This is a genomic window from Arthrobacter sp. NPDC058097 (assembly GCF_042884885.1).
Lineage (GTDB): Bacteria > Actinomycetota > Actinomycetes > Actinomycetales > Micrococcaceae > Arthrobacter.
Map to the genome: position 1 here is coordinate 67,630 of NZ_JBHVSZ010000002.1, position 17,709 is coordinate 85,338.

General features: G+C 67.4%; 12 protein-coding genes. 8 read left to right on the plus strand and 4 right to left on the minus strand.

The features are described from left to right. Positions 1-79: 79 nt before the first annotated feature. From glgX to ACFVTE_RS04275, 5 genes are all read left to right on the plus strand, one after another. Entirely contained in the window at positions 80-2,542 is a 2,463-nt protein-coding gene (gene glgX / locus ACFVTE_RS04255; RefSeq protein WP_387097300.1) for a glycogen debranching protein GlgX, read from the plus strand. After that, on the plus strand, positions 2,539-4,878 hold the full coding sequence (gene treY, locus ACFVTE_RS04260) for a malto-oligosyltrehalose synthase (protein ID WP_387097303.1): 2,340 nt from the start codon (positions 2,539-2,541) through the stop codon (positions 4,876-4,878). The genes glgX and treY overlap by 4 nt, the downstream gene beginning before the upstream one ends. Beyond that, positions 4,875-6,671, plus strand: a complete 1,797-nt coding sequence (gene treZ / locus ACFVTE_RS04265; RefSeq protein WP_387097306.1) for a malto-oligosyltrehalose trehalohydrolase — start codon at positions 4,875-4,877, stop codon at positions 6,669-6,671. The genes treY and treZ overlap by 4 nt, the downstream gene beginning before the upstream one ends. 107 nt (positions 6,672-6,778) lie before the next feature. Continuing rightward, positions 6,779-7,819 carry an L-glyceraldehyde 3-phosphate reductase gene (gene mgrA / locus ACFVTE_RS04270; protein WP_387097308.1) on the plus strand — a complete coding sequence of 347 codons (1,041 nt, stop codon included), beginning with the start codon at positions 6,779-6,781 and terminating at the stop codon, positions 7,817-7,819. A 176-nt stretch (positions 7,820-7,995) separates the two neighbouring features. Then, positions 7,996-9,081, plus strand: coding sequence for an inositol-3-phosphate synthase (locus ACFVTE_RS04275; protein ID WP_387097310.1), 1,086 nt, complete (start codon positions 7,996-7,998; stop codon positions 9,079-9,081). A 131-nt stretch (positions 9,082-9,212) separates the two neighbouring features. Here the strand turns inward: ACFVTE_RS04275 and ACFVTE_RS04280 are convergent, their stop codons facing one another. Then, positions 9,213-9,836, minus strand: a complete 624-nt coding sequence (locus tag ACFVTE_RS04280) for a MerR family transcriptional regulator (protein WP_387097312.1) — start codon at positions 9,834-9,836, stop codon at positions 9,213-9,215. A gap of 98 nt (positions 9,837-9,934) precedes the next feature. On the opposite strand from ACFVTE_RS04280, the gene ACFVTE_RS04285 reads away from it, so the two are divergent. Together ACFVTE_RS04285 and ACFVTE_RS04290 are read left to right on the plus strand one after the other, a co-directional pair. Beyond that, entirely contained in the window at positions 9,935-10,471 is a 537-nt protein-coding gene (locus ACFVTE_RS04285) for a DUF2306 domain-containing protein (protein WP_387097315.1), read from the plus strand. A gap of 469 nt (positions 10,472-10,940) precedes the next feature. Further along, positions 10,941-11,621 (plus strand): hypothetical protein, encoded by a 681-nt coding sequence (locus ACFVTE_RS04290; RefSeq protein WP_387097318.1) that lies wholly within the window; start codon positions 10,941-10,943, stop codon positions 11,619-11,621. A 200-nt stretch (positions 11,622-11,821) separates the two neighbouring features. On the opposite strand, the gene ACFVTE_RS04295 is transcribed toward ACFVTE_RS04290, so the two are convergent. The 3 genes from ACFVTE_RS04295 to ACFVTE_RS04305 all read right to left on the minus strand — a co-directional run bounded on the left by ACFVTE_RS04295 (position 11,822) and on the right by ACFVTE_RS04305 (position 16,441). Then, positions 11,822-13,504: a formate--tetrahydrofolate ligase gene (locus tag ACFVTE_RS04295; protein ID WP_387097320.1), complete on the minus strand. Its 1,683-nt coding sequence runs from the start codon at positions 13,502-13,504 to the stop codon at positions 11,822-11,824. Between the two features lie 21 nt (positions 13,505-13,525). Further along, positions 13,526-14,803: a D-inositol-3-phosphate glycosyltransferase gene (mshA, locus tag ACFVTE_RS04300; protein WP_387097323.1), complete on the minus strand. Its 1,278-nt coding sequence runs from the start codon at positions 14,801-14,803 to the stop codon at positions 13,526-13,528. A 168-nt stretch (positions 14,804-14,971) separates the two neighbouring features. Beyond that, a complete protein-coding gene (locus ACFVTE_RS04305; protein ID WP_387097326.1) occupies positions 14,972-16,441 on the minus strand; it encodes a 6-phospho-beta-glucosidase in 1,470 nt (489 codons plus the stop codon). 125 nt (positions 16,442-16,566) lie between these two features. On the opposite strand from ACFVTE_RS04305, the gene ACFVTE_RS04310 reads away from it, so the two are divergent. Beyond that, positions 16,567-17,658: a carbohydrate kinase family protein gene (locus ACFVTE_RS04310; RefSeq protein WP_387097329.1), complete on the plus strand. Its 1,092-nt coding sequence runs from the start codon at positions 16,567-16,569 to the stop codon at positions 17,656-17,658. Positions 17,659-17,709: the final 51 nt, after the last annotated feature.

Genomic DNA, 17,709 nt, shown 5'->3' on the forward strand with positions numbered 1-17,709 from the left:
CTACGGTAAGACCAAGTTACGTGCAGGTAGTGCGTGAAGACCTGCCGGACGCGTTGTTGGACGATGTATAGGAGCACGAATGGAAATCTGGCCCGGATCGGCTTACCCGCTGGGAGCCACGTTTGACGGCACGGGAACCAACTTCGCATTGTTCAGCGAGCACGCAGAAAAGGTGGAACTCTGCCTCTTTGACGACGAGGGGACCGAGACCAGGGTCACGCTGCGTGAGGTCGACGGCTACGTGTGGCACTGCTACCTGCCCCAGATCCAGCCCGGACAGAAGTACGGCTACCGCGTTCACGGACCCTATGACCCGGCGAACGGCCAGCGCTTCAACGCCAACAAGCTGCTCCTTGACCCCTACGCCAAGGCCGTCTCGGGCCAGATCGACTGGGACCCCGCGCTGTTCTCGTACAACATGGGCGACCCCTCATCCAAGAACGACGCAGACTCCGCGCCGCACATGATGATGGGCGTGGTCATCAACCCGTTCTTCGACTGGGACAACGACCAGAACCTGCGCATCCCATACCACAAGTCGGTCATCTACGAGGCGCATGTCAAGGGGCTCACCGAACTGCACCCCGAGATCCCCGAGGAGCAGCGCGGCACGTACGCCGGCGTGGCGCACCCGGCCGTGATCTCGCACCTGCAGAAGCTGGGCGTCACCGCGATCGAGCTCATGCCCGTGCACCAGTTCGTCAACGACGGCACCCTGCAGGAAAAGGGCCTGAGCAACTACTGGGGCTACAACACCATCGGCTTCTTCGCGCCGCAGAACACCTACAGCTCCACCGGCGACACCGGCCAGCAGGTCCAGGACTTCAAGGCAATGGTCCGCTCGCTGCACCGCGCCGGCATCGAGGTCATCCTCGACGTCGTCTACAACCACACCGCCGAAGGCAACCACCTCGGCCCCACCCTGAGCTTCAAGGGCATCGACAACGAGGCCTACTACCGCCTGGTGGAGGACGACAAGCAGTACTACATGGACTACACGGGCACCGGCAACACCCTGAACGTCCGCCAGCCGCACTCCCTGCAGCTGCTTATGGACTCGCTGCGCTACTGGGTGACCGAAATGCACGTGGACGGGTTCCGCTTCGACCTCGCCGCCGCGCTGGCCCGTGAGTTCTACGACGTCGACCGGCTCTCCACCTTCTTCGAACTCATCCAGCAGGACCCCGTGGTGTCCCAGGTCAAGCTGATCGCCGAGCCGTGGGACGTCGGACCCGGTGGCTACCAGGTGGGCAACTTCCCGCCGCAGTGGACGGAATGGAACGGCAAATACCGCGACACGGTGCGCGACTTCTGGCGAGGCGAACCCGCCACGCTGGGCGAGTTCGCCTCGCGCATCACGGGCTCGGCTGATCTCTACGAGCACTCCGGCCGCCGTCCGGTGGCATCCATCAACTTCGTCACGGCCCACGATGGCTTCACCCTGCGGGACCTGGTGTCCTACAACGAGAAGCACAACGAGGCCAACGGCGAGGACAACAAGGACGGCGAATCGCACAACCGGTCCTGGAACTGCGGGGCCGAAGGTCCCTCTGACGATCCCAAGGTCCTGGCGCTCCGGGCCCGGCAGCAGCGCAACTTCATCGCCACCATGCTGCTTTCGCAGGGCGTGCCCATGATCCTGCACGGCGACGAACTCGGCCGCACCCAGCAGGGTAACAACAACGGGTACTGTCAGGACTCGCCGCTGACCTGGGTCAACTGGGACAGCGTGGACCAGCCGCTCATCGAGTTCACCGCCGCCGTCAACTCGCTGCGCGCCAAGCACCCCACCTTCCGGCGCAGCCGCTTCTTCGACGGCCGGCCGGTCCGGCGGGGCGAAGGCGAGCGGCTGCCGGACATCGTATGGCTTGATCCGGATGGCAACCTCATGCAGCCGGAGGACTGGGACAGCGGCTTCGGCCGGTCCGTGGGCATGTTCCTCAACGGCGACGGCATCCAGGGCCATGACAGCCGTGGCCGCCGGATCACGGACGTGAACTTCCTGCTGTACTTCAACGCGCACGACGGCGACGTTGAGTTCACCTTGCCGCCGGACGAATACGCTCCGGCCTGGGACGTCATCATCGACACCGCCGGCGAAGGGGCCGACTCCAAGCCTGCGGACGCCGGAACTATCCTGTCCGTTGCGGCCAAGTCGCTGGTTGTCCTTCGCGCCCACAGCGCACCGGAGGAGGAACCGGACCATTCCGTCGCTGCCTCGCTCGCAGCGTTGACGCAGACCGCCACCGCCGAGACCGCGGCGCTCACCGCGCCGGCCATTCCCGAGCCGGCCAAGACGAAGAAGCCGGCCGTGGAGGCTGCTCCGGAGCCTGTTGCCGAGCCGTCCGCCGAACCGGCCGCTGAGCCGGCGCCGGAACCGGCTGCGGAGCCTGCGAAGTCCGCAGCGGAGCCTGCGCCGGAAACGGCTGCGGAGCCTGCGAAGGACCCGGAGGGGCAGCCGGCGGAAAAGCCGGCGCGCAAGCCTGCAGCAAAGCGCGGCGGCCACTTGAGGGCGGTCAAGCCCGCTGGGGAGGACGCATGAGAACGCCAGTCTCCACGTACAGGCTGCAGATTAGGAAGGGATTCACGCTCTTCGACGCGGCCGAAACCGTTCCGTACCTGCACTCGCTCGGCGTCGACTGGGTCTACCTTTCTCCGATCCTGACCGCTGAGCAGGGCTCCGACCACGGGTACGACGTCACCGATCCCTCCGCCGTCGACCCCGAGCGCGGCGGGCCGGAGGGCCTGGCGGCGGTTTCGAAGGCGGCCCGCGCCGCGGGCATGGGCGTGCTGATCGACATCGTGCCCAACCATGTCGGCGTCGCGACGCCGGTACAGAACCCCTGGTGGTGGTCGCTGCTCAAGGAGGGGCGCCAGTCCCGATACGCGGAGGCATTCGACGTCGACTGGGAGCTCGCCGGGGGACGCATCCGGCTGCCGATCCTCGGCAGCGACGATGACCTCGACCAGCTCGAAATCGAGGACGGTGAGCTGCGGTACTACGACCACCGCTTCCCGCTCGCCGAGGGCACCTACGCCGAGGCTGATTCCCCGCGGGACGTCCACGAGCGGCAGCACTACGAGCTCATCGGGTGGCGGCGTGCGGACAACGAGCTGAACTACCGCCGCTTCTTTGCGGTGAACACGCTCGCCGGCATCCGCGTGGAAATCCCCGCCGTCTTCGACGAGGCACACCAGGAGGTGGTGCGCTGGTTCCGCGAGGACCTCGCGGACGGCCTGCGGATCGACCATCCGGACGGCCTCGCCGACCCCGAGGGGTACCTCAAGCGGCTCCGGGAAGCCACCGGCGGCGCCTACCTGCTGATCGAAAAGATCCTGGAGCCGGGGGAGCAGCTGCCCGCCAGCTTCGAGTGCGAGGGCACCACGGGCTACGACGCCCTCGCCGACGTCGACCGGGTTCTCGTGGACCCGCGCGGCCAGGAACCCCTGGACCGGCTCGACGCGTCCCTGCGTGGCGGCGAGCCCGCCGACTACCAGGACATGATCCGCGGAACCAAGCGCCGGATCACCGATGGCATCCTCCACTCGGAGATCCTGCGGCTGGCCCGGCTGGTTCCGGGCGACGCCGGCGTTTCGATCGACTCCGGAGCCGACGCCCTCGCTGAAATCATCGCCGCCTTCCCTGTCTACCGCACCTACCTGCCGGAGGGTGCGGAGGTCCTGAAGGAGGCATGTGAGCTTGCCGCACGCAGGCGGCCGGAACTCGACCAGGCCATCCAGGCTCTGCAGCCGCTGCTGCTGGACACGGACCTCGAGCTGGCCCGGCGCTTCCAGCAGACCTCCGGAATGGTCATGGCCAAGGGCGTGGAGGACACCGCGTTCTTCCGCTACAACCGCCTGGGCACCCTCACGGAGGTGGGCGCCGACCCCACCGAGTTCGCCGTGGAGCCGGACGAGTTCCATGCCCGGATGACACGCCGGCAGGCCGAGCTTCCGCTATCCATGACGACACTGAGCACGCACGACACCAAACGCAGCGAGGACACCCGGGCCCGGATCTCGGTCATTTCCGAGATTGCGGGTGACTGGGAGAAAGCCCTGGACCGGCTGCGCGAACTGGCCCCGCTGCCGGACGGTCCGCTGTCCGCGCTGCTGTGGCAGGCCGTTGCCGGCGCCTGGCCCGCCAGCCGGGATCGCCTACAGTACTACGCACTAAAGGCTGCACGCGAAGCCGGCAATTCGACCAACTGGACCGATCCGGACGCGGCGTTCGAGGAGAAACTGAAGGCCGCCGTCGACTGGGTGTTCGACAATCCCGCCGTGCAGGCCGAGGTGGAAGCCCTCGTCGAGCTCCTGGCGCCGTACGGGGCCTCGAACTCCCTCGCCGCCAAGCTCGTGCAGCTGACCATGCCCGGCGTTCCGGACGTCTACCAGGGCACGGAGTTCTGGGACCGGTCGCTGACGGACCCGGACAACCGGCGCCCGTTCAGCTTCGACGACCGCCGTGCCGCGCTGGAGCACCTGGATGCCGGCGACCTTCCCGGGTCATTTACCGATGAGCGGACGAAGCTGCTGGTGACATCGCGCGCGCTGCGGCTGCGCCGGGACCGTCCGGAGCTGTTCACCGGGTACCGTCCGGTCCTGGCCAGCGGGCCCGCCGCCGGGCACCTGCTCGCGTTCGACCGCGGCACCCCGGCGGCGCCGGGTGCATTGACCCTCGCCACCCGTCTTCCTTACGGGCTGGAACAGTCGGGCGGGTGGCGGGACACCGCCGTCGAACTTAATACCGCCATGAAGGACGAACTGACCGGTACCGGCTTCGGACCGGGGACGGTGAAGATTGGCGACATCTTCAGGACGTTCCCCGTTGCGCTGCTGGTGCCCCAGACAGTGACGCAGTCAGGAGGAGAGTCATGACGCACACCTACCCCCGCGACGCCGCGAAGCCCGTTCAGGGCCCTGCGCGCTTCGACGTATGGGCGCCCAACGCTGAATCCGTGACGCTGCTCGCCGGCGGGGAGCGCTTCACCATGCAGCGCCGGGCCGGGACCGGGCCGGAGGACGCCGGCTGGTGGACCGCCGCCGGAGCACCCGCGGATGGCGCCGTGGACTACGGGTACCTGCTGGACGGCGACGAAACACCGCTTCCGGATCCGCGGACCCGCCGCCAGCCCGACGGCGTCCACGCCCTGTCCCGCACGTTCGACCCGTCCGCCTACAGCTGGCAGGACGACGCCTGGCAGGGCAGGGAACTGCAGGGCGCCGTCATCTACGAACTCCACCTCGGAACGTTCACGCCCGAAGGGACGCTGGACGCCGCGGCCGGGAAGCTGGACTACCTGGCCGGCCTGGGCGTGGCCTTCATCGAACTGCTGCCGGTGAACGCGTTCAACGGCACGCACAACTGGGGCTACGACGGCGTGCAGTGGTTCGCCGTCCATGAGGCCTATGGCGGGCCGGAGGCGTACCAGCGGTTCGTCGACGCCGCCCACGGCGCGGGCCTCGGCGTGATCCAGGACGTGGTTTACAACCACCTCGGCCCCAGCGGGAACTACCTGCCGCGGTTCGGCCCCTACCTCAAGCAGGGCGAGGGCAACACATGGGGCGACTCGGTGAACCTGGACGGGCCCGGCTCCGACCACGTGCGCCGGTTCATCCTGGACAACCTGGCCATGTGGCTGCGCGACTACCGGGTGGACGGCCTGCGGCTGGACGCCGTCCACGCCCTGAAGGACGAGCGGGCGGTCCACATCCTGGAGGACTTCGGGGCGCTGGCCGACCAGATCTCCGCCGAGGTGGGACGGCCGCTGACGCTTATCGCCGAGTCCGACCTCAACAACCCGCGGCTGCTGTATCCGCGGGACGTCAACGGGTACGGGCTGGAAGGGCAGTGGAGCGACGACTTCCACCACGCCGTCCACGTCAACGTCACCGGCGAAACCACCGGCTACTACAGTGACTTCGACTCGCTCGCGGCCCTCGCCAAGGTGCTCCGGGACGGCTTCTTCCATGACGGCAGCTACTCCAGCTTCCGGGAACGCCACCACGGACGGCCGATCAATTTCAGCGCGGTCCACCCTGCCGCCCTGGTGGTCTGCTCGCAGAACCACGACCAGATCGGCAACCGCGCCACCGGGGACCGGCTCTCCCAGACGCTGCCGTACGGAAGCCTGGCTCTCGCGGCGGTGCTCACCCTGACGGGCCCCTTCACGCCCATGCTGTTCATGGGGGAGGAATACGGCGCCAGCACGCCGTGGCAGTTCTTCACCTCGCACCCGGAACCGGAGCTTGGCAAGGCCACCGCGGAAGGCCGGATCAAGGAGTTCGAGCGCATGGGGTGGGATCCCGCCGTCGTGCCCGATCCCCAGGATCCTGAGACGTTCCGCCGGTCCAAGCTGGACTGGGGGGAAGCCGCAGAAGGTGACCATGCCCGGTTGCTTGAGCTGTACCGGTCGCTCACTGCGTTGCGCCGCTCCGCGCCCGACCTCACCAAGCTGGGCTTCGAGGACACCCAGGTGGAGTTCGACGAGGACGCCCGCTGGCTGCGGTTCCGCCGCGGCGGCGTGCAGGTGCTGCTCAACTTCTCTGAGCAGCCTGTCAGCCTGGACGGAGCGGGCACGGCCCTGCTGCTGGCCACCGACGACGCCATCCGGCTGGAAGGTGAGCGTGCTGAGCTCGGTCCGCTGAGCGCCGCCGTCGTCAGCGACTGACGTTTTCCCGGGCGGGCTTTCCCGGGGAAGGGGCGGGCGTCCACATCCGGTGACCGGATGGTGGACACCCGCCCCGCAGCCCAGTCGTGGCTGGCAGGATGGAACGTATGACTTATGTGGCCTCGGACACCCGCTACGACACCATGCCCTACCGCCGCGTCGGACGCAGCGGCCTGAAACTCCCGGCCATCTCGCTGGGCCTGTGGCACAACTTCGGCGACGACAAGCGCTTCGACGAACAGCGTGCCATCCTCCGCCGTGCCTTTGACCTCGGCGTCAACCACTTCGACCTGGCCAACAACTACGGCCCGCCGGACGGCTCGGCGGAGACCAATTTCGGCCGGCACCTGCAGGACGACTTCAAGCCGTACCGCGACGAGCTGGTCATCTCCACCAAGGCCGGTTACTACATGTGGCCCGGCCCGTACGGCGAGTGGGGCTCCCGGAAGTACCTGATCTCCAGCCTGGACCAGTCGCTGCAGCGGATGGGCCTGGACTACGTTGACATCTTCTACAGCCACCGGCCGGACCCGGAGACGCCGCTGGAGGAGACCATGGGCGCGCTCGATTACGCGGTCCGGTCCGGTAAGGCCCTGTACGCGGGCATCTCCTCCTACACGCCGGAGCAGACGCTCGAGGCCGCCCGCATCCTGAAGGAACTCGGCACGCCGCTGCTCATCCACCAGCCCAGCTACTCCATGCTGAACCGCTGGACCGAGAACGGCTCGCCCAACCTCTACGAGGTGCTGGAGCAGGTGGGCGCCGGCTCCATCGCTTTCTCCCCGCTGGCCCAGGGCATGCTGACCGACCGCTACCTCAATGGCGTCCCGGCCGATTCCCGTGCCGCGAAGGCGAGGTTCCTCTCCGAATCGGCCCTGACCGAGGAGAAGCTGGACAGGGTCAGGGGACTGAACGCCATCGCCGCCGGCCGCGGACAGTCGCTGGCGCAGATGGCCATCGCCTGGATCCTGCGCGACCAGCCCAAGGGCTCCACGGTAACGTCGGCACTGGTCGGTGCGTCCAGCGTCAGGCAACTGGAGGACACCCTGGCCGCCATCAACAACCTGGAGTTCAGCGCTGACGAGCTGACGGCGATCGACGAGTTCGCCGTCGAATCCGACATCAACCTCTGGGCGCAGCGGGTCTGAACCCACCCCCAAAGAGACGCGTAATCAAAGGACCGGGGCCGGCGGGAACAAAGCCGGCCCCAACCGCGTTTGGTTAGACTGATAAGCGCGCCGTGTGGCGCGGTGCCCGTCAGACGCCGTCGTACAGCAAGGTACAGACGCGCAGGGCACTTGAAGTTTGTTCTCAAAGGAGTTCCGTGTCTTCAAATCCGATTCGTGTAGCTATCGTCGGTGTGGGTAACTGTGCCGCTTCCCTGGTTCAGGGTGTCCATTACTACCGGGATGCCGACCCCCAGGCCACGATTCCGGGTCTGATGCACGTCGAGTTCGGCAAGTACCACGTCAACGATGTCCAGTTCGTGGCCGCCTTCGATGTTGACGGCAAGAAGGTCGGTCACGACCTGGCCGACGCGATCCTGGCGAGCGAAAACAACACGATCAAGCTTGCCGAGGTCCCGCCGACCGGCGTCACGGTCCAGCGCGGCCACACCCTGGACGGTCTTGGCCGGTACTACCTGGAGACCATCGAGCAGTCCACCGAGGAACCTGTCGACGTCGTCCAGGCCCTGAAGGACGCCCAGGCCGACGTCATGGTCTGCTACCTGCCGGTCGGCTCCCAGGATGCCGCCGAGTTCTACGCCCAGTGTGCGATCGACGCCGGCGTGGCGTTCGTGAACGCCCTGCCGGTCTTTATCGCGGGCACGAAGGAGTGGGCGGACAAGTTCACCGCCGCCGGCGTCCCGATCGTCGGTGACGACATCAAGAGCCAGATCGGCGCCACCATCACCCACCGCGTCATGGCGAAGCTGTTCGAAGACCGCGGCGTCACGCTGGACCGCACCTACCAGCTGAACGTCGGCGGCAACATGGACTTCAAGAACATGCTGGAGCGCGACCGCCTCGAGTCCAAGAAGATCTCCAAGACCCAGGCCGTCACCTCCAACGTCGAGGCCGAACTCGCGGCGAAGGACGTGCACATCGGCCCGTCCGACTACGTGCAGTGGCTCGATGACCGCAAGTGGGCGTTCGTCCGCCTCGAAGGCCGCAACTTCGGCGACGCTCCGGTGTCGCTGGAATACAAGCTCGAGGTCTGGGACTCACCCAACTCGGCCGGTGTGATCATCGACGCCATCCGCGCGGCGAAGATCGGCCTGGACCGCGGCATCGGCGGCCCGCTGATCTCCGCGTCGAGCTACTTCATGAAGTCCCCGCCGGAGCAGTTCAACGACGACCTCGCCCGCGAAAAGGTCGAGGCCTTCATCCGCGGCGACCTCGACCGCTAAACGCTCCATCACTTCCTGCAGGTTTCACCGGACGCTTCCTCAGCTCCTGTCGGTTCTGACCGGACGCTTCCTCACGTTTTGCGGGTCCTGACGCGATGCTTCCTCACCTCCGGGTGGGGGAGCATCGCTGTTTAAGCGTGCTCTTGATAGCGCCGGATCGCGTGGCTCGCCTGCGCGAGTGCCAGCAGCTTCAGGACCAGCTGCCCGTGAAGGTGCATGCCCACGGCCGCCGTCATGATCAACTCATTGACGTCGTCCGGTGCCGTCGTGGCCGAAATATCCACTGCGGCAATGGCGTCCACCGCCTGGCTGTAGGCGTCGAGCAGGCCGCCGGACACGGGCACGCCGAGACTTTCCATGAGGACCAAGTGGGCATTGAGCGAGTGTCTGGCGTCGCTCGGCACGTCCGGCCAGTTCCGGGAACGTACGACGCCGTCACCCGCCAGTGTGCTCAGGCCGCCCTGCGCTGTACTCACCTCGTCGAGGCCCAGCACCGTGCGCTGGACCGCGGCCAAAAGCTCAAGGCGGGGAACGCCGCCGTCGGCCATCCTGAGCAGGGAGCCGATCTGGGCGATGTTCAACCCGACCACGCGCCTCAGCGCCTGGATCAATTCCAGCCGGCTCACGTGCTGTTCTGAATACTCGGCGCGGGTGGCGTGGACCGAACGGCCCGCGGGCAGCAGCCCTTCGCGGAGATAGAACTTGATGCTGGCGGGGGAGACTCCCGTCCGCTCACTGAGCTCCTTCAGTTGCATGTCCGCTCCGTTCCCCGGCCGGTGGCACCCGTTGGATAGCAGCTGCGGCGCTGACTATCCTGATGTACACCGCTGGATAGTGCTCCTATCCTAGGTGCATGGAGCCTTGGAATGTACTGCTTGCCAGCCACGTCATTGCCGCCCTCTTTGTTCTTGCCATCGGCCCGGTCCAGATCCTCCGGCGCCGCCGTGACCGTATCCACCGCACTATGGGACACCTGTGGGTCGCGGCCATGTACTACGTCTGCTTCAGCAGCTTCTGGATCGTCAGCGACGGGCACTTCAGCTGGCTTCACGGGCTCTCGGCGTTCACGATCGTGACCGTCACCCTCGGGCTCATCAGCGCGGTCCGGCGCAATATCCCGGCACATCGCGGCAACATGATCGGCAGTTACATCGGCATCGCGGTGGCATTCGGCTTCGCCATCTCCGTGCCGGGCCGGGCAATACCCCGACTCCTGGCCGAGGACCTGCCGACCGCCCTCTATGTCGCCGCCCTGGTGGCGCTCAGCGTCGCCGTCGTCTTCATTTCTCTTCGCCGCGGCGGCCGACAAAGCCTCCAGGGCGCGCGGCACCAGACGGCCCCTTCCACGTCAGCCGCATCCCCAGCAGGTACCGTGACGGGCCGTAAGTAGCTCCAGACCGAACGCTTCCTCACCTTCCGTCGCTGAGCCCACAACGCTTCCTCACTCCTGGTCGTTGGGACTCCAACGCTTCCTCACGTTTCGCCGCTTCGAGACGCACCCTTCCCCACCCTTGAATTGGCGCCTTCCCGACCTGTGGATAACTTCTGCGGGTCGGATCGCTTTCGAGGAACAATGCCGTATGCGAACACGTACCGATCTCCCAGTCAGCCTGGTGTCTGCCCCCTTCACGTTGGGATCTGCGAAAGCGTCCGGCGTCCCACCGAACAGACTGCGACGAGCAGACGTCGCACACGTAAGTCGCGAACTGTACCGCCCGGCCGGCTGGAGCTTCGAGCTCGAGGCCGCGGCACGGGCTCTGTCAGCGGCATCGCCCGGTGCATGGATCTCGCATGTAACGGCAGCTCGGATCCGTAGCCAAATACTGCCGGCGTGGCTGGCGGACTCGACTGAGTTGCATTTGAGCAAGCCCCATTCCCTGCCGGAGGTACGGCGCAGGGGCGTGATCGGACATTCGGTGCTGACTTCTGAGGACGAGGTTGAATTCGTCGACGGCATTCGAATCAGCAGCAGGTCCCGCACCTGGCTCGACATGGCGAGGCGGCTGTCGGAGAGCGAGCTCGTCTGCATGGGCGATGAACTGATTCGCCTTCCCAGACCGGAGTTCGAAGACCGTGCCGGGCCGTTCGACACACTTGAAGGATTGCGTCGCCTCGTTGCCCGTCATCCGAATTTGCAGGGTGTGGTTCGAGCGCGCGCCGCCCTCGAGCGAATGCGCGTCGGAGCGGATTCTGCGCCGGAGTCGCTACTCCGCCTCGCCATGGAGGATGCAGGCCTTCCGGAACCTCAGTTGCAGGTGCCGCTGCGAGAGGACCAGACCAACGGGCCGACTGCCGATCTCGGCTACAGGCATCGGCGTTTGGCCATACAGTACGACGGCGGCCATCACCTTCTTGAGCCTCAAATCTTCAGCGACAGGCGGCGTGACAGAGCATTCGAGGCAGCAGGGTGGACCGTTGTGGTGTTTGGCAAGAAGGATTTGGCCGACGGCTTCGGACGGGCCATCCGCCTGATCAAGCGTGCGATGCGAACGAGCCGGCTGGACCACCCCGTGGCGTCTGGATTTGTCAATGACGTGTGAGGAAGGGTTAGGGGTGAAGCGGCGGGAGGTGAGGAAGGGTTGGGGTTGAAGCGGCGGGAGGTGAGGAAGGGTGGGGGTTGTAGCGGCGGGAGGTGAGGAAGGGTGGGGGTTGTAGCGGCGGGAGGTGAGGAAGGGTGGGGGTTGTAGCGGCGGGAGGTGAGGAAGGGCGGGGGTTGAGGCGGCGGGAGGTGAGGGAGCGTCTAGAAGAGGCCGACTGGGTTGCCGGCGTCGTCCACGTCCATCCGCATGGCCGCGGGTACGGCGGGGAGGCCGGGCATGGTCATCACCGCTCCGGTCAGGGCCACGATGAACCCGGCGCCGGTCTTGGGGATGAGGTCGCGCACATGGATGGTGAACCCCTTGGGCGCCCCCAGCCGCGAGGCGTCGTCCGTGAATGAGTACTGGGTTTTCGCCATGCAGACCGGCAATCCGGACCAGCCGTTCTTCTCGATGTCGGCGAGCCGGCGCAGTGCGGGCACCGAAAAGTCCACGCCGTCGGCGCCGTAGATTTCCTGGACGATGGTGCGGATCTTGTCCTCCACAGACATGTCCAGCGGGTAGAGGTGCCGGAACGACGACGGCCCGTACACCGCGGCGGCGACCTTGGCAGCCAGCTCATCGCCGCCGTCGCCGCCCCCGCCGCGTCCCCAGATGTCCGCCACCGACGCCTGGATGCCCTCGCCCGCGCACCAGCCCAGCAGCCAGTCGAGCTCCTCCTGGGTGTCGGAGGGGAACTTGTTAATCGCCACCACCGGCGTCACGCCGAACCGCTCCACATTCCGGACATGCCGGCGCAGGTTCACCACCCCCGCCTCCACGGCCTCCACGTTGGGCTCGCTCAGCCGGTCCCTGGGAACCCCGCCCTGCATCTTGAGCGCGCGAACGGTCGCCACCACCACCACGGCGGCCGGCGCCACATCAGCGATCCGTGCCTTGATGTCCATGAACTTTTCCGCGCCGAGGTCGGCACCGAATCCCGCCTCCGTCACTACGATGTCGGCGAGCCGGCGGGCGGTCTGCGTGGCGATCAGCGAGTTGCAGCCGTGGGCAATGTTCGCGAACGGCCCGCCGTGCACCAGCGCGGGGGTGCCGGCGATGGTCTGGACGAGGTTCGGCTTGATCGCGTCCTTCAGCAGCAGCGTCAGCGCGCCCTGCACACCCAGGTCGGCAACGGTAACCGGCGTCCGGTCGTAGGTGTAGCCGAAGGTGATGCGGCCAAGCCGGTCCCGCAGGTCGGCGATGTCGGTCGCGAGGCAAAAGACCGCCATGATTTCGGAGGCGACGGTGATGTCGAAGCCGTCCTGGCGAGGGACCCCCTGCGTGGGGCCGCCGAGGCCGATGACCACCTCGCGAAGGGAGCGGTCATTCATGTCCAGGACACGCTTGAACGTCATGCGGCGCGGGTCGATGTTCAGTTCGTTGCCCTGGTAGATGTGGTTGTCCACGAGGGCCATGAGGGCATTGTTCGCGGAGGTGACGGCATGGAAGTCGCCGGTGAAGTGCAGGTTGATTTCGTCCATGGGCAGCACCTGGGACAGTCCGCCGCCCGTGGCTCCGCCCTTCATGCCGAGGATGGGTCCGAGCGAGGGCTCCCGCAGCGCCACCATCACCTTATGGCCCGCCCTGGCAAGTGAGTCCGCCAGGCCCACCGTTGTGGTTGACTTTCCTTCTCCGGCCGGGGTGGGTGACATCGCCGAAACCAGCACAACTTTTCCGGCAGGCGCGGGGGCTGACAGCTTTGCGGGGTCGATCTTGGCCTTGTAGCGGCCGTAGAGCTCCACGGCCCCGGCGTCGATGCCCGCAGATGCGGCGACTTCCTCGATGGGCCGCAGCACTGCCCTGCGGGCAATGTCCAGGTCGCTCAGGGGAGTGCTGTCAGACATCGTTGTCCTTTCAGGATGGGTTTAACCGGTGAGCCGTGTCCCGTAGACGGCGGCCATGGGGTGGCTGGAGGCATATTCGTCGACGGCGGCGTGGTAGCTGTCGAGGGTGATGGCGGCGGTGCGTTGCCAGCCGGAGTTGGCTGCGTGGATGGCGGCGGCGGTGCCCATGTTGTGCCGGGTCTCGGGGTCGTCGTGGAGGGCTTCGAGGGCGTCGGCCCAGTCTGCGGCGTGGTGGCCGTCCACGAGCAGGCCGGTGCGGCCGTGGCTGACCGCGCGGGTGAGTCCGCCGACGCGGGTGGCCAGGACGGGGGTGCCGCAGGCTTGGGCTTCGAGGGCGACCAGGCCGAAGGACTCGCTGTAGGAGGGCATGACCACGACGTCGGCCGCCCGGAACCAGCCGGCAAGTTCAGGTGCGCTGACCGGCGGATGGTGCGTGACGACGTCGTCAAGGCCGGCGGCACTGACGAGGGTATTGAGGTTGAAGTCCTTGGCCCCGCTGAGCGCACCGAGAATGGTGAGTTTGAGGTCGATATCGGGGCGGCGGCCACGCAGCAGTGCGGCAGCCTTGAGCAGGATCTGCGGGCCCTTGAGGCGTTGGATCCGGCCGGCGAAGAGCAGGTGGAAAGTGCCGGGGGCGATGCCGTGGGCGCTGCGGGACTGGGCGCGGAACGCGGGAGTGAACACGGAGAGGTTCACGCCGGGCGGTGCGACGTCGATATGGTCGAAATCGGCACCGTAGTGGGAGACAAGTTCCGCGGCTTCGGCGGTGGTGTTGGCGATGAGGCGGGTGGCGCCGTCGACGATGTGGTGTTCGCCGTCTTCGCGGCGGCGCGGTTCGGGCTGTTCTCCGGAGTGTAGGAGGAGGTTCTTGACTTTGGCCATGGTGTGCATGGTGTGCACGAGGGGGACGTTCCAAAGGGCGGAGAGTTCCAGGCCGGCGACGCCGGAGACCCAGTAGTGGGAATGGATGAGGTCGTAGCGTCCGTGCGGCTGCTGGGCGCGGATGCGCTCGATTTCCGCCACCATGCTGTGCAGCAGTTCGGGGAGTTCTTCTTTGGGCAGCTTGCGGGGCGGGCCGGCCATGACGTTGTGGACGCAGACGCCGGGGTCGGGGTGTTCGACGGCGGGCTGTCCGGCGGAGGTGGAGCGGGTGAAGATTTCCACCTCGATGCCGGTTTCGGCCAGGGCGGAAGCGAGCCCGCGGATGTAGACGTTCATGCCGCCGGCATCCCCGGAACCGGGCTGCTCCATGGGGGAGGTGTGCAGGGACAGGAAAGCCACTCGCTTGATCACAGACATGGCCCTCCCTCCTCTCCGTGCTGCGGGAACTGCGTCGGATAAAACACTACTCCTCAACACTCAGCGGAACCGGGGCGCTGCAACTGCTGCCGACGTGGCGTGCCACACGGTCAGCGGATGTAGCACGGCCTTGCTAAAACCCGGGCGGCGCCCCACAGCTGCACTGCCTCAGCGCCGCCACAGCAAGGCCAACCGCGGAAACGCACTCTCGTAACCGGTGAGCAGTGCGTCAGCCAACGGGGACGAGCCCACCAGCGGGTGTTCGGCGAAGGCCTCCAGCGCAGCATCCCGGTCGCCAGCGGACGCGGCTCGGACCGTGAGCAGCTCCACCTTCTTGACCTGCTGCAGGAGGGCGAGCTGCGGTTCGGCCGGCCGGTCCTGCTGGATGGGCACCGCCCCTTCCGGCGTGACCGTGCAGGGAACTTCGACGACGGCGTCCGCCGGGAGCCCGGGAATCGCGGCCTGGGAGCCGCCCGCCCCCGCAGGCTGCCCGGTGGAGTTTGGGGTGTTGAGGATCAGCTCCGTGGCAGCGCCCGGAACAGCCTCGTCGATGCCACCCGCTCCGCCAAGCGCCCGCATCACCGCCAAGGCCACCTGCTCATAGCCGCCGCCGGAAAGGTCCCCGGGATCCCGCGCCTCGCCGCCGGCCCTGGCCTCGGCCAGGTACCCCTCCTCGCGGGACCGACGGGCAGCCTCCCACAAGCCGTAGGCCTCGTCCCCGGCGCCGGCCAGCCGCGGATACAGCTCCGCCTGCTGGCCGTGGATCGACTCGCCGCGCGTCCTGGACATGGCCCGCATCCCGGCCGCCGCCCGCGCCGCCTCGTAGTAGTAGAACAGGTACTCGTTCGGCAACAGCCCCAGGTCGCGCAGGAACGGCTGCGGAAACAGCCTGCCCTCCTCAAAACTGGCCAGCGCACCGGCGTCGGCCAGCAGCCGGGGGAGGACGTCCCGGCCGCCGCTCTCCAGCCGGTAGAGCCAGCCGAGATGGTTCAGCCCGTAGTACCCCGCGCCGTCGAGCCTTCCCGCCTGTAGCGGCACGCCGGCCGCCCTGGCGGCGCGGTGCACCAGGGCGCTCGCGGAATCACAGATGCCGATCACCTTCCGGCCCAGCACGGGCACCAACGCCTCGGTGACCATCCCCGCCGGATTGGTGAAGTTGACCAGCCACGCGTCCGGGCAGTGCATCCGCATGCTCGAGGCGAGCTCCAGCATGGCCGGGATGGACCGCAGCGCATACGAGATCCCGCCCGCGCCGGTGGTTTCCTGACCCAGCAGCCCGAGCTCCTGTGCCACCCGTTCGTCCGCGATCCGGCCGGCCGTTCCGCCCGGGCGGATGGCGGCGAACACCATGTCCGTCCCGTTGAGGGCCCGGCTGAGGGACGTTGTGGACGTCACTACGGGCGGACGGCCGGAGGAACGTCCGACGGCGGAACTTCCGTTTGACGCGCCGCCCACCTCCGGTGACCGGCTGATTTCTGTGGTCATGGACCGAAGTACTGCCTCGATGGCGGCCAGGCGGCCGCCGTCGACGTCGAACAGCACCACCTCACTGACCAAACCTGAGTAGGGCCCGGAACACAGGGCACGGTAAACGAGGGGAACCCGGAATCCGCCGCCACCGGCGATCATGAGCCGCATGCCAGGAGTCTATGCGGAGCAGCCAGCGACGCGGCCAGAACTTCGGTGCGCCGGCCGCCCGGCCGCGTCCCAACCCCCAAATCGCGGGGTTTCAAGAGCAAGGTACACAGCGTAATGTGCCGAACATGGAGGCGAATCCCGCACGCCGCTTCGACCCGCTCTCGGCAGTCCGTACGCAGGCCGCCGGAGAGTTCGACCTGCTGCTGGCCGGGACCGTTTTTCAGGACATTATTTTCACCGGACTGCCTCATGCGCCCGAGCCCGGAACGGAAATCTGGAGCGAGGGAATGGGCAGCTGCCCCGGGGGCGTTGCGAACCAGGCCATCGCGGCCGCGCGCCTCGGCCTGCGGACGGGTCTGGCGGCGGCCTTCGGTGATGATGGTTACGGCGACTACAACTGGAAGATCCTGGACCGGCAGGAGCACGTGGACCTGTCCCTGTCCCGCCGGGTCCCGGGCTGGCACTCGCCGGTGACTGTATCCCTCAGCGTGAACCACGACCGCTCGATGGTCACGCACGGGCACCCGGCGCCGGTAAGCTCCTCCGAGCTGATCGGGAATCCGCCCCGTGCACTGGCTGCCGTGGCGGACCTCGGACATGAGCTTGAACCGTGGGCGCTCGCGGCTCGCCGGGAGGGCGTGAAGCTGTTCGGCGACGTCGGCTGGGACCCCACCGGTGAGTGGGCCCACGCCCGGCTTGCCAACCTGCAGTACTTCCACGCCTTCATGCCCAACCAGCGAGAGGCCATGGCCTTCACCGGCAAAGACGATCCCTGGGCGGCGCTGTACTCGCTGGCGGACCGGGTGCCGGTGGCGGTGGTGACCCTCGGGGCGCAGGGGGCCGTGGCCGTGGACTCCGAATCCGGCGAGGAGGAGTGGGTGCCGTCCCTGCCGGTGGCCGCCTTCGACCCGACCGGTGCCGGGGACTGCTTCGGTGCCGCGTTCATCGTCGGAAGCCTGGCGGGGTGGCCGCTCAGCGACCGGCTGCGGTTCGCCAACCTCTGCGCCGCGCTGGCGGTCCAGGAAGTGGGCGGCTCCCTCGCGGCGCCCGGCTGGGGAGACATTGCCGACTGGTGGAAGCGCGCCAACGCGAGGCCGGAACGGCGCGGCAGCCAGTGGCTGCGCCGCTATTCGTTCCTCGCCGACATCGTCCGGGACGTTCCGCAGGAGGCCCCGCGGCGGGCGGCTGCCACCATCGCGCACCTCTCGGACGCCTGAGCAGGATTTCACGCCGTTTTCCGGGCAATTATTCGGCCCGAAGCGCCAGCA